Genomic DNA, 12,068 nt, shown 5'->3' on the forward strand with positions numbered 1-12,068 from the left:
ATGAAATTCGATAGCCCCGCAGGAGACAATCTGTTCGACCGCGCCCGCATCGTGGGCAAGTCCACGCCCCGGATCGACGGCGCACGAAAGGTCACGGGCACCGCGCCCTATGCCTATGAACGCCACGACGTCGTGGCGGGGCAGGCCTATGGCTGGATCGTGGGTTCGGCCATTGCAAAGGGTCGCATCGTGTCGATGGACCTCGCCGAGGCGCGCGCCGCGCCCGGGGTCGTCGCCATCGTTGCCGCGACCGAGCACGAGCCGGTCGGCAGCAGCGAATGGAACTATGCCCCGCTTTTCGGCGGCCGCGAGATTTCGCATTACCATCAGGCGATCGCCTGCGTCGTGGCCGAAACCTTCGAGCAGGCCCGCGCCGCGGCCGGGCTCATCCGCACGCGTTACGAAAGCGCGGACGGTGCCTTCGATCTCAAGGCCGCAAAGCCGGGCGCGCCGATCGCGATGGAGCGCGGCGAACCGGCACGTTCGTCGGTCGGCGATTTCGACGGTGCGTTTGCGGGTTCAGCGGTGACGGTCGACGAAACCTACACCACCCCGGACGAAGCGCATGCCATGATGGAGCCGCACGCGACCATCGCGGCATGGGAAGGCGATACGCTGACCGTGTGGACATCGAACCAGATGATCGAATGGGGGCGGCAGGCGCTGGCCTCCATCCTGCGCATGGATGCGGACAAGATCCGCGTCGATTCGCCATTCATCGGCGGCGGGTTCGGCGGCAAGCTGTTCGTGCGCGCGGATGCTGTGATGGCCGCGCTGGCCGCGAAGGCGGCGAAGCGCCCGGTCAAGCTCGCGTTGCAGCGCCCGTTGATGTTCAACAACACCACCCATCGCCACGCCACGATACAGCGTGTGCGCATCGGCGCGGATCGCGACGGGCGCATCGCGGCGATGGGGCATGAATGCTGGTCCGGCAATATCACCGGCGAAGGGCCGGAGGACGGCACGCTGCAGACGCCGAAGCTTTACGCAGGCGCGGGGCGGATGACGGCATGCTATATCGCGCAGCTCGACCTGCCCGAAGGCAATGCGATGCGTGCGCCCGGCGAAACGCCGGGGCACATGGCGCTCGAGGTGGCGATGGACGAGCTTGCCGAAAAGCTGAACATCGATCCTGTCGAACTGCGCATCGCGAATGATGTGAAGGACCGTATCCCGGGCGGCGAGCAGACGAAGATTTCGGACCGTCACCTCACCCGTTGTCTGCGCGAGGGGGCGGAGCGTTTCGGATGGGCGAAACGGTCGGCGCGTCCCGGATCGCGGCGCAACGGCCGTTATCTGACCGGGATGGGTGTGGCGGCGGGTTATCGCGCGGCGCCGGCGCGCACATCGGCGGCGCGGGTCGGGATCGACGATGCCGGGCGCATTTCGGTCGCCACCGACATGACCGACATCGGCACCGGCAGCTACACCATCATCGCGCAGACCGCGGCGGAATGCATGGGTGTGCCGCTCGACGACGTAACGGTGCATCTTGGCGATTCGCGCTTTCCCGTGTCGGCGGGTTCCGGCGGGCAATGGGGCGCGGCGAGTGCGACCGCCGGCGTCTACGCCGCGTGCGTCAACCTGCGCGAGGCGATTGCGCAAAAGCTCGGCTATGACGCGGCGCGGGCCGAATTCGCCGACGGCCGGATCAGCGGCGGCGGGCGCAGCAGCGCGCTTCGCGAGGCAGGCGCGATGTCCGTCGATGGCGAGATGACCTTCGGCAAGTTCAAGCAGGATTACGACGTCGGCACCTATGCGAGCCATTTTGTCGAGGTGGATGTCGATGTATTCACCGGCGAAATCCGCATCCGCCGAATGCTCGCCGTGTGCGATGCGGGCCGTATTCTCAACCCGCTTTCGGCGCGCAGCCAGGTGATCGGCGGCATGGTCATGGCCGCTGGCGCCGCGCTGACCGAGCATCTGGTGGTGGACAAACGCTTCGGCTTTTTCGCCAATCACGACCTTGCCCAGTACGAGGTGCCGGTCCATGCCGACATCCCGCCGCAGGAAGTGGTTTTCCTCGACACGCTCGATCCGATCATCTCGCCGCCGAAGGCGAAGGGCGTCGGCGAACTCGGCATTTGCGGGGTGGGGGCGGCGATTGCCAATGCCGCCTATAACGCGACCGGGGTGCGGGTGCGCGACTATCCGTTGACGCTGGACAAATATCTCGACCGTCTGCCGGCGGTGTGAGGGCGCGATGAGCGGGAACGGTGGCGATCGCCACCGCACCGTGCCCAGCGGGCGACTTTCGCGGCTGGGACAGTTCGGGCGGCTGGCGACCGGTGTTGCGGGCGGCATGATGGCCGAAGGCGCACGCCGCATCGCCGGGGGCGAGCGACCGCGCATGCGCGACATGCTGCTGACACCCGGCAATGTGTCGCGGCTGGCCGACCGGTTGTCGAACCTGCGCGGGGCGGCGATGAAGCTGGGGCAGATGATCTCGATGGATGCGGGCGACATGTTGCCGCCCGAACTGGCCGAGATCATGGCCCGCCTGCGCGAAAATGCGCACCATATGCCCCCGGCGCAGATGCAGCGCGTGCTGGCCTGCGAATGGGGCGAAGACTGGCGCCGCCATTTCCGCCGGTTCGAACCGCGCCCGATGGCCGCCGCCTCCATCGGGCAGGTGCACCGCGCGACCACGCGCGACGGGCGCGAACTCGCGATCAAGGTGCAATATCCCGGCGTACGCGAAAGCATCGATGCCGATGTCGATAATGTCGCGACCTTGTTGCGCATATCGAACCTACTTCCGCGCGAACTCGACATCGCACCCTTGCTCGCCGCCGCGAAGGCGCAATTGGCGGAGGAGGCCGATTATTTGCGTGAAGGGGAGCAGATGGCGCGGTTCGGCGCGCTGCTTGCCGATGACGAGGATGTGGTGGTCCCCACGCTCGACCCCGATCTCACGACGCGAAACATCCTCGCGATGGGTTTCGTCGAGGGGCAGCCCATTGAAACGCTGGAACGCGAAAGCCAGGAACGGCGGGACCGGGCGATGCGGATCCTGATCGGTATCGTGCTGCGCGAATTGTTCGAGTTCCGGCAGATGCAGACCGATCCGAATTTCGCCAACTATCGCTACCAGCCCGAAACGGGGCGGATCGTCCTCCTCGATTTCGGTGCGGCGCGGGGGGTGAGCGCTGCGGTGGTCGAGGGTTATCGCGAACTGCTGCGCGCAGGATTGGCGCAGGACCGGGATCGCATCCGCGCCGCTGCCATCGCCGCCGGTTTCATGGCGCCCGCCGTCGCGACGCGGCACCGGGCGCGTGTCGACCATATGATCGACGTGATCGTCGCCGAAATGCACAAGCCCGGTCCGTTCGATTTTGGCGACCGTGCCTTTGTATCGATCCTGCGTGAGGAAGGCATGGCGATCGCGCAGGACCGGGCAAGCTGGCACCTGCCGCCCGCCGACGTGCTCTTCGTGCAGCGCAAGATCAGCGGGACCGCGCTCCTCGCCGCGAGGTTGAAGGCGCGGGTCGACGTGCGCACCATGGCGGACCGGATCGTGGGCGAGGGCGCGCCAAAGCCCTAGGGCAGGGTGCGCTCCGTCACCGATCCGGCCCATTCCTCGACCAATCCGGCAAACCGCCCAGGGTCGGTTTCGGGCAGGAAATGCTGTGCGTCCGGAACCTCGATCAGGTCGCAATCGGGCAAGCCTTTTGCCAGCGCGCGGCTGGGCAATGCGAAGGCTAGGCGCGTATCGGCCCCCATTGCGACGCGGCAGGGCGTTTCGATTTGCGCGAGTTCGCCCGGTCCGATTTGCGCCGGCGCCTGCCCCCCACCCATGAGCAGTGGCATCATCGCTGAATTGGATTCGTAGATGGCGCGACGCTCGGGCGTCATGCGTTCGAACGCGGGACCGATCAACGCACGTACCGCCGCCACCGGCCCGTCTTTCTTCAACGCGGCGCCGACCGGGCCGAAACACGATTTGAAATCGCGTGTGAAACGTTCGATTTCCTCTGCATCGGACAGGTAGTGCGGCAACCCCGCCTCGTAGAAAAAGGCGCCGGCAAACAGGTCCGGCCGCTCGCGCAGCGCCTCCAACCCCGCATGCACGGCGTAGGACCAGCACACGAGGCGTACATCGCCGCCAAGGCGTGCGGCATGCTCGCAAATGTCCCGGGCGTGCATGGCGGTACCGAACCCGGCGCCGTCGTCCGGCCAGGCGGTATCGCCGAAATAGGTGAGCGTGATCGCCTCGGCCTCCCACCCGTCGGGGAGAGCGGCGATCACCGGATTCCAGACCCGCGCATCGCCCGCCGCGCCATGAACGAAGAGCAGCCCCGGCATGGTCATCCCTTCGACCATGGTCATGCCTTCGACAAAGCCTGATCGAAATCGGCGATGAGGTCGTCTGCATCCTCGATCCCGATGGACACGCGCACGAGATTGTCCGTGATGCCGAGCCGGTCCTTGCGCTCCTGCGGGACGGAGATGTGCGTCATCGCGGCGGGATGGCTTGCCAGCGTTTCCGTCCCGCCAAGACTGACGGCGAGCTTCGCGATCTTCAGCGCGTCGAGAAAGGCGAAGCTTTCGGCCTCACCCCCCTTCACGAACACCGAAAAGGTCGACCCGCTGCCGAGGCAATGGCGGTCGTAGATGTCCTTTTGCGACGCATCGGAAATCATGCCGAGATAGCCCAGCCGGTCCACCTTCGGATGGTCGGCGAGAAAGGCACAGACCTTCGCCGCGTTTTCGCCCGCCCGCGTCATGCGCAGTTCCACCGTTTCCAGGCTGCGCAGCAACATCCACGCCGTGTTCGGATCGCAGATCGTGCCCATCGTATTGCGCAGCGCACGAACCGGATCGATCCATGTCTTCGCACCGGACAACCCGCCCGCCACAAGATCGGAATGCCCGCCCACATATTTGGTCAGCGAATAGATGACGATGTCGGCCCCATGGTCGAGCGGACGTTGCCACAAGGGGCCAAGAAAAGTGTTGTCGATTGCGATCGGCGGCGCATCTTCACCGCCTGCAAACGCCTCGTCGCGCAGCGCGGCGATCGCCTCTATGTCCACCAGCGCATTGGTCGGGTTGGCCGGGCTTTCGAGGTAGATCATGGCGAGCTTGCCGCCCTTTGCGCTGGCCTTCTCCTTTGCCTCGTCGATCGCGCTGGCCATGTCCTCGCGGCTCGCGCCGGCGGCGAAATCGACGTAATCGACGCCGTAACGGGCCATGATCTTGGAAATGAACCCCTCGGTCGCGGCATAGAGCGGACCGGAATGCAGGATGACATCGCCCGCCCTGCAATTGGCGAGCAGCAGCGTCGCGATCGCCGACATGCCGGAGGAAAAGACGAGGCTTTCCTCCGCCCCGTCCCAGATGGCCAGCCGGTCCTCGAGAATTTCCTGATTCGGGCCATTGAAGCGGGAATAGACCAGCCCCTCGGCCCCGCCTTCGCGTTGCCCGGTCAGCCCTTCGAAATGGCGCTTGCCCGCCGCCGCGCTTTCGAACGCGAAGGTGGAGGTGAGGAAGATCGGCGGTTTGAGCGCGCCTTCGGACAGGACAGGATCGAAGCCATAGCCCATCATCGCGGTGCTCGGCGCGATCTTGCGCCCGCCAATGGATTCCAGTGCGGGTTTCGGCTTGCGACGCGGGGTAGGCTGATCGGGGCGGGAGGTGTCGGTCATGGCTTTTGCGGATCCTCTGTCTTGTCAGGTTTCATTCGTAACCTGTTTTCGCAATCGAAGCCAATGGCGCGGCGCCGGCGGGTTCTCGATTGCAGGTGGGTTGATCCATCAACGAAGATCGCGCCGCAAATATCCAAAAAGGAGGATGGCTCGCCGCCCGGCGGCGCATGGCGGCCACGAAAAATGCCGCCCGGATCATCTCCGGACGGCATGGTAATCGTGGCAATCGCGCGGGCCTTATTTCGGCGCCAGCACCATCAACATCTGTCGCCCTTCGAGGCGGGGGAACGCCTCGACCTTGGCGATTTCGCGAACGTCGTCCTGCACCCGCTTCAACAGGTCCATGCCGAGTTCCTGGTGCGCCATTTCGCGCCCGCGGAAACGCAGCGTCAGCTTCACCTTGTCCCCGTTTTCCAGGAACTTGTTCACGTTGCGCATCTTCACATCGTAATCATGATCGTCGATGTTGGGGCGCATCTTGATTTCTTTGAGCTCCTGCGTCTTCTGCGTCTTGCGCTGCGCATTGGCTTTTTTCTGCGCCTCGTACCGGAACTTGCCGACATCGAGGAACTTGCAAACCGGCGGGTCTGCGTTCGGAGAGACCTCAACAAGGTCCAGCCCCGTCTCGGCCGCGCGCTCGATCGCTTCGCGCGTGTACATGACCCCCAGGTTTTCGCCCTCGTCGTCGATGACCCGAACCTTGTCGGACTGAATCATGTTGTTGTATCGCGGGCCGCTCTTGACCGGCGGTTGCAATGATCGGCGAGGGGGACGTGCTATGGGGCCTTCTCCTGAGATGGCTGATTACAAAAAACGGGCAGCCTTCGCAGAATCGCGAAAGACCGCTTTCAGGCGCGCTCTTATCGCAGAACCGCGCCTTTGTGAACTCGCTTACGCACCAACCGGCCCGAAGGTTCCTTCACCAACATTCAAGATGGGGAGCGAAGCCACGTTTCGCAAGGGCGCGGTCACGCCGCCCGCCATAAGGGAAACCGCAACAGCCGGCCCGCCGCCGGTACCATCGCCGTGATGCATCGCGCCGGTTGCATGGCATCGACGATCGCCGCATCGCCCGCGTCCATCCCTGCCGTCAGCGTACCGAACGCGGGAAGGATCATGCGCGCCCCCGCGCCCACACCGCTTTCGTCACCGTCATTCGCACCGTCGCCGATCACGGCACAGGGCCGCACGATGCGGCGCCCCTTCACCATGATCTGCAACCGGGGGTGGAAATGGCCGGACAATTCGGGCCGGGTTTCGCCAGCCTTCGCCTGATGGCGCAGCACGATGCCGCCGGTTTCCAGTTCCCCGACCTGCGTACCGCCGGGGGCGTCGGCCTCCCGGTGACGGCGATGCGCGGGCGCTAGGTAATCCTTCGAATCGTGATTGCCGGTCACCCAGACCCAGTCCACCGCCCGCGTCAGCGCGTCGAGCATGCCGCGCGCATGCGGCTCCAGCCGGCCCGGCCCGCCCGCATCGTGGAAATTGTCGCCCAGCGTGAACACCCGCCGTGCGCCCGTGTCCCGGATCGCGGCGGCAACCCGTTCGAGCGTCTCCCGGCTGTCGTAAGGGGGCAGCATCTGTCCGGTGCGTGCGTAAAAGCTCGCCTTTTCAAGATGCAGGTCCGCGACCAGCAACGCATTCTCGCGCTCCCAGTAAAGCGCGCGGCCATCGACGATGCGCCATTCCTGATCTACGAACGAAAGGGGAACCATGCGAAGTCTATTGCCGCAGCCGCGCCGGTTTGGCAAGCGCGGGCCATGACCGAAACGAAAACCGACTGGACCGCCGAAACCGCCGCCGCGAAGGCGTGGTTCGAACGACTGCGAACCCGCATATGCAAAAGTTTCGAGGCGATCGAGCGTGAGGCCGGCAGCGATGCCGCCTTCGAATACACCCCCTGGAACCGCGAACCGGACGAGGGGGAGGCCGACGGGGGCGGCGGCACGCGCGGATTGATGAAGGGGAAGATCTTCGAAAAGGTCGGCGTCAACGTCTCCACCGTGCATGGCAAGTTCAAGCCGGAATTCGCCGCCACCATCAACGGCGCCAGCGCCGAGCATCCGCAATTCACCGCCACCGGCATCAGCCTCGTCGCGCACATGGCGAACCCGCATGTGCCCGCCGTCCACATGAACACCCGCTTCCTCACGACGCAGGCGGCATGGTTCGGCGGCGGCGGCGATCTCAACCCCCCGATCCCGTACGAGGAAGACACCGCCCAATTTCACGACGCATTCCGCAAGGCATGCGAGGGGCACGACGATGCGTATTATCCCCGGTTCAAGAAATGGGCGGACGATTATTTCTTCATCCCCCACCGGGGCGTGCATCGGGGCGTCGGCGGCATATTCTACGACCACCTGGAATGCGCGGACGAAGCGCAATTCGCCGATAATTTCGCCTTCACCCGCGACGTGGGGGAGGCGTTCCTGGCCTCCTTCCCCGACATCGTGCGCCGCCGCATGCATCAGGAATGGGATGACGCGGACTATGCCCGCATGCTCGAATGGCGGGGGCGTTATGCCGAGTTCAACCTGGTGCACGACAGGGGTACGCTGTTCGGGCTGAAGACCGGGGGAAATATCGACGCCATATTGATGAGCCTGCCCCCGCTCGCGGCGTGGAATTGAGCGGAGGGTGGCGCGGCTGATCCTGCTCAACAAGCCGTTCGGCGTGCAATCGCAGTTCAGCGGCGGGGCGGGGGGCGATGCGCGCGACACGCTTGCGTCCTTTGTCGATGTGCCGGGCGTTTACCCCGCCGGGCGGCTCGACAAGGATAGCGAGGGGCTGTTGCTCCTCACCGACGATGGGCGCCTGCAATCGCGCATCGCGGAACCACGGCACAAATTGCCCAAGACCTATTGGGCGCAGGTGGAGGGCGAGCCGGACGATGCCGCGCTCGAACGCCTGCGCCGCGGGGTGGCGTTGAAGGACGGCACGACCCGGCCCGCCCGCGCCGAACCCATGGACCCGCCCGCGATATGGGAGCGTGTGCCCCCCGTACGCTTTCGCAAGACGGTGCCCGACCGCTGGATCGCGCTTACCATTACCGAGGGGCGCAATCGCCAGGTGCGGCGCATGACGGCGGCGGTGGGGCATCCGACGCTGCGGCTGGTGCGTTGGCGGGTGGGGGATTGGACGCTGGACGGGATCGCACCCGGCGAATGGCGCGAGATCGCGGTTTAGGGCATCGCCGGGCGGCACGGGGACATGGGCGGTAAATAGTTGGCGAATGCGATTGCAATGCGCTGAATAATCCGCACATCCTATTTCCGATGCTGCGCCAATATGAACTTGTCGAACGTGTAAAATCCTACGATCCCGATGCGGACGAGGCGATGCTCAACCGCGCCTATGTCTATACCGTGCAGAAACACGGCACGCAGAAACGCGCATCGGGCGACCCGTATTTCAGCCACCCGGTCGAGGTCGCGGGCCTGATGACCGACCTCAAGCTCGATCAGGAAACGATCGTGACCGCTCTGCTCCACGACACGGTGGAGGATACGCTGGCGACGATCGACGATATCGAGCGTAATTTTGGCGCCGATGTCGCGCGGCTGGTCGATGGCGTCACGAAGCTGTCCAAGATCGAGCAGATGGCCGAGAACGAGCGTGCGGCCGAAAACCTGCGCAAGTTCCTCCTCGCGATGAGCGAGGATCTGCGCGTGCTGCTGGTGAAGCTGGCTGACCGGTTGCACAACATGCGCACGCTGCACTTCATCTCCAAACCGGAGAAACGCCGCCGCATCGCGCGCGAGACGATGGATATATACGCGCCATTGGCGGAGCGGGTCGGCATGTACGAATACATGCGCGAGATGCAGCTCCTCGCCTTCGAACAGCTCGAGCCCGAAGCCTATGGCACGATCACCGGCCGCCTCGCACAGATCCGCAGCCAGGAAGGCGGGCAGGTCGACGACATCGCCTGGGCGATCAAGCAGACGCTGTCCGAGGCCGGGCTCAATGTCGAGGTGTCGGGCCGGGAAAAGCACCCCTATTCCATCTGGAAGAAGATGGCCGAGCGCCATGTGAGTTTCGAACAGATCACCGACATCATGGCGTTTCGCGTCATTACCGACACGGCGGAGGATTGTTACCGCGCTTTGGGCGTGCTGCACCGGACTTGGTCGATGATTCCGGGGCGGTTCAAGGATTATATCTCGACACCGAAATCGAACGGCTATCGTTCGCTGCATACCGCGCTGGTGTTTGAGAATTCGATGCGGATGGAGGTGCAGATCCGCACCGGCGAAATGCACCGCACCAATGAATTCGGCCTCGCCGCACACTGGGCGTATAAACAGGGCGGGGCGACGCCCGACGGGCAGGTCGGCTGGCTGCGCGACTTGATCGAAATTCTCGACACGGCGCAGGATGCGGAAGAGCTGCTCGAACATGCGAAGCTGGCGATGTATCAGGATCGCATCTTCGCCTTTACACCCAAGGGTGCGCTGTATCAGCTGCCCAAGGGGGCGACGCCGGTGGATTTCGCCTTTGCCGTGCATACCGATCTTGGCGGAACGGCGGTGGGTGCGAAGATCAACGGGCGCCACATGCCGCTACGCACGCCGCTGTCGAACGGCGACATCGTCGAGATCATCAAGGGTAACGATACCGAGCCGCAGCTCCATTGGCTAAGCTTTGTCGTCACCGGCAAGGCGCGCGCCGCGATCCGCCGTTCGGTGCGGATGAAGGAGCGCGACGAAATGGTCCGCATCGGCGGCGAAATCTACGATTCGGTCGTTGCCCGCCTTCCGCAGAAGATCGGGACGAAGGCGCGCAATGCCGCGCTCAAACGGCTCGACATGGCGGATGAGGCGGCGATGCTGCTCGCCATCGGCGAAGCGCGGTTAAGCGAAAAGGAGCTGATGGAGGCGCTCGTTCCCGGCAGCGCGGCGGACCTGCCCGACGACAGTTTCTGGCATTCCCCGGAACGCGCGGTGCGGGTGCGCGGGTTGAAGAAGGGCACGGCATTCGAATTGTCCACCTGCTGTCACCCGGTGCCGGGGGACAGGATCGTGGGCCTTCGCGCGGGGAAAACGGTATGCGTCCATGCGATCGACTGTCTCGACCTTGCGAAGAATACATCGGAACAATGGATCGACCTGCAATGGGATCCCACCACCGATGGCGCGACCGGGAGGTTGAAGGTGATGCTCTACAACCGCATGGGCACGCTTTCCGAAATGACCGGATTGTTCAGCGCGCACCACGCCAATATCGCCAATCTCTCGCTCCAATCGCGCGACGAGCTTTTCGGCAATTACGAGGTGGATATCGAGGTGCGTGATCTCGCCCATCTCACCCGCATCGTCAGCGCATTGCGCGCCAGCGACGCCGTCGCGCAGGCCGAACGGGTGTGACCCCCTAATCCACCGGGCGGATCGGTACCTGCACGTTGCACACGTCGATCCCGCCCGCGCCTTCATGATAAAAGCTGTCATCGCGATTGGCCCGCACGTGGAGATAGCGTGCGAAACTCTCGCCATCGGTGTCGAGATATTCGAAGGCGGGCCGCTCGCCCTGCGGCAATTCGCTCGCCAGCCGGACGGAAACGATGGGCGTGTGGCGCGCCTGGTCTGCATAAACGCCCCCCGACCCCTTGCCGCGCGGCAGGGTCGAAAGATGCTCCATCCCATCCAGGACCCGCCCGACAAGCGCGATATTGCGGTCGAGCTGACGCGGGGCGTGGCCGATGACCGTGTAAAGCTCCGCCCCCGTGCCGGTGTCCGGCGTAAGATCGCGGGCGACCCCGATCATGCCGTAGCAATGGGTGGGCCAGGCCGCCGCGTCGTTCATCGCCACGGGCCAGCCGCGATAGAACCCTGTCGCCGGGGCATAGGGATCGGCGCCGTAATCGCGCGTTCCCGGGCGCGGTTCCATGGCGACCGGCGGCGGCGCGCCGTTGCGCATCGGCGCTGCGGCAGACTGCGCGCGCCGGATCGCCTGCGAACGCAGCGTTTGTGCGACCGTGCGATAGGCTTCGCTATCCGCCGCGACGACATAGTTGCGTTCCGGCACGGTGACGATCCCGGTGGGCAATGGCTTGGGATCGGCGCGCTCGTCCTCCCCATCACCCCATTGCGTGACCCAGTTGTCGACGACGCGATAGACGCTCGTCCCGTCCCACCAGTGATCGCGCGCGAGCAGGCGAATATTGCCGACCCAGCCTTGCGAAAACGGTTCGGGGAGCAATTGCATCACGATCCGGCGTTCGGCCCCCTGCGCATCGGGGGCGAGCGTCATCACGAGCAGATCGTCGTCCGCGATGCGGCGCCACTCGGCATCGGGTGCGGCATCGGCGATGGCGCCGGGGGTGGGGCGGGTGTCGCCGTCCGGCGCGGCGAATGCGGGCGCGGCGAGGGTGGCGAGCAGGGCGAGCGACAGGGCATGGCGTTTCATGCCCGCGATAAT

The 12,068-nt window shown here is 64.9% G+C and carries 11 protein-coding genes; 5 read left to right on the forward strand and 6 right to left on the reverse strand.

Going from position 1 to position 12,068, the window contains the following annotated elements; translation table 11 throughout:
• Together paoC and K4G67_RS01545 are read left to right on the forward strand one after the other, a co-directional pair.
• Entirely contained in the window at nt 1-2,196 is a 2,196-nt protein-coding gene (gene paoC, locus K4G67_RS01540; protein WP_239804648.1) for an aldehyde oxidoreductase molybdenum-binding subunit PaoC, read from the forward strand.
• Nucleotides 2,197-2,203: 7 nt separating this feature from the next.
• A complete protein-coding gene (locus tag K4G67_RS01545; RefSeq protein ID WP_239804649.1) occupies nt 2,204-3,544 on the forward strand; it encodes an ABC1 kinase family protein in 1,341 nt (446 codons plus the stop codon).
• Here K4G67_RS01545 and K4G67_RS01550 read toward each other — a convergent pair.
• The 5 genes from K4G67_RS01550 to pdeM all read right to left on the reverse strand — a co-directional run bounded on the left by K4G67_RS01550 (nt 3,541) and on the right by pdeM (nt 7,363).
• Nucleotides 3,541-4,329 carry an alpha/beta fold hydrolase gene (locus K4G67_RS01550; protein ID WP_239804650.1) on the reverse strand — a complete coding sequence of 263 codons (789 nt, stop codon included), beginning with the start codon at nt 4,327-4,329 and terminating at the stop codon, nt 3,541-3,543. The two genes, K4G67_RS01545 and K4G67_RS01550, sit on opposite strands and share 4 nt — an antisense overlap.
• Nucleotides 4,326-5,648 carry a cystathionine gamma-synthase family protein gene (locus K4G67_RS01555; protein WP_239804651.1) on the reverse strand — a complete coding sequence of 441 codons (1,323 nt, stop codon included), beginning with the start codon at nt 5,646-5,648 and terminating at the stop codon, nt 4,326-4,328. Before K4G67_RS01555 ends, K4G67_RS01550 begins: the two co-directional genes overlap by 4 nt.
• Nucleotides 5,645-5,860, reverse strand: a complete 216-nt coding sequence (locus K4G67_RS01560) for a hypothetical protein (protein WP_239804652.1) — start codon at nt 5,858-5,860, stop codon at nt 5,645-5,647. The genes K4G67_RS01555 and K4G67_RS01560 overlap by 4 nt, the downstream gene beginning before the upstream one ends.
• A 25-nt stretch (nt 5,861-5,885) precedes the next feature.
• Nucleotides 5,886-6,404 carry a translation initiation factor IF-3 gene (infC, locus tag K4G67_RS01565; protein ID WP_275588698.1) on the reverse strand — a complete coding sequence of 173 codons (519 nt, stop codon included), beginning with the start codon at nt 6,402-6,404 and terminating at the stop codon, nt 5,886-5,888.
• Between the two features lie 212 nt (nt 6,405-6,616).
• A complete protein-coding gene (gene pdeM, locus K4G67_RS01570; RefSeq protein WP_239804653.1) occupies nt 6,617-7,363 on the reverse strand; it encodes a ligase-associated DNA damage response endonuclease PdeM in 747 nt (248 codons plus the stop codon).
• Between the two features lie 45 nt (nt 7,364-7,408).
• Here pdeM and hemF point away from each other — a divergent pair, with 45 nt between their 5' ends.
• From hemF to K4G67_RS01585, 3 genes are all read left to right on the forward strand, one after another.
• Nucleotides 7,409-8,281, forward strand: a complete 873-nt coding sequence (hemF, locus tag K4G67_RS01575; protein WP_239804654.1) for an oxygen-dependent coproporphyrinogen oxidase — start codon at nt 7,409-7,411, stop codon at nt 8,279-8,281.
• A gap of 7 nt (nt 8,282-8,288) precedes the next feature.
• A complete protein-coding gene (locus K4G67_RS01580; RefSeq protein WP_239804655.1) occupies nt 8,289-8,837 on the forward strand; it encodes a pseudouridine synthase in 549 nt (182 codons plus the stop codon).
• Nucleotides 8,838-8,926: 89 nt separating this feature from the next.
• Complete coding sequence (locus K4G67_RS01585) at nt 8,927-11,017, forward strand: RelA/SpoT family protein (protein ID WP_239804656.1); 2,091 nt, start codon at nt 8,927-8,929, stop codon at nt 11,015-11,017.
• A 4-nt stretch (nt 11,018-11,021) separates the two neighbouring features.
• On the opposite strand, the gene K4G67_RS01590 is transcribed toward K4G67_RS01585, so the two are convergent.
• Nucleotides 11,022-12,056: a peptidylprolyl isomerase gene (locus K4G67_RS01590; RefSeq protein WP_239804657.1), complete on the reverse strand. Its 1,035-nt coding sequence runs from the start codon at nt 12,054-12,056 to the stop codon at nt 11,022-11,024.
• Between the last annotated feature and the right edge of the window lie 12 nt (nt 12,057-12,068).

The organism is Croceicoccus hydrothermalis (assembly GCF_022378335.1).
In the GTDB taxonomy this organism is placed as follows: domain Bacteria; phylum Pseudomonadota; class Alphaproteobacteria; order Sphingomonadales; family Sphingomonadaceae; genus Croceicoccus; species Croceicoccus hydrothermalis.

Excerpts from the sequence above, each read along its gene's own strand:
- K4G67_RS01590 (WP_239804657.1), bottom strand. The coding sequence starts at position 12,056 with ATGAAACGCCATGCCCTGTCGCTCGCCCTGCTCGCCACCCTCGCCGCG.
- pdeM (WP_239804653.1), bottom strand. The coding sequence starts at position 7,363 with ATGGTTCCCCTTTCGTTCGTAGATCAGGAATGGCGCATCGTCGATGGC.
- K4G67_RS01560 (WP_239804652.1), bottom strand. The coding sequence starts at position 5,860 with ATGCCGTCCGGAGATGATCCGGGCGGCATTTTTCGTGGCCGCCATGCG.
- K4G67_RS01585 (WP_239804656.1), top strand. The coding sequence starts at position 8,927 with ATGCTGCGCCAATATGAACTTGTCGAACGTGTAAAATCCTACGATCCC.
- hemF (WP_239804654.1), top strand. The coding sequence starts at position 7,409 with ATGACCGAAACGAAAACCGACTGGACCGCCGAAACCGCCGCCGCGAAG.
- K4G67_RS01555 (WP_239804651.1), bottom strand. The coding sequence starts at position 5,648 with ATGACCGACACCTCCCGCCCCGATCAGCCTACCCCGCGTCGCAAGCCG.
- paoC (WP_239804648.1), top strand. The coding sequence starts at position 1 with ATGAAATTCGATAGCCCCGCAGGAGACAATCTGTTCGACCGCGCCCGC.
- K4G67_RS01550 (WP_239804650.1), bottom strand. The coding sequence starts at position 4,329 with ATGACCATGGTCGAAGGGATGACCATGCCGGGGCTGCTCTTCGTTCAT.
- K4G67_RS01545 (WP_239804649.1), top strand. The coding sequence starts at position 2,204 with ATGAGCGGGAACGGTGGCGATCGCCACCGCACCGTGCCCAGCGGGCGA.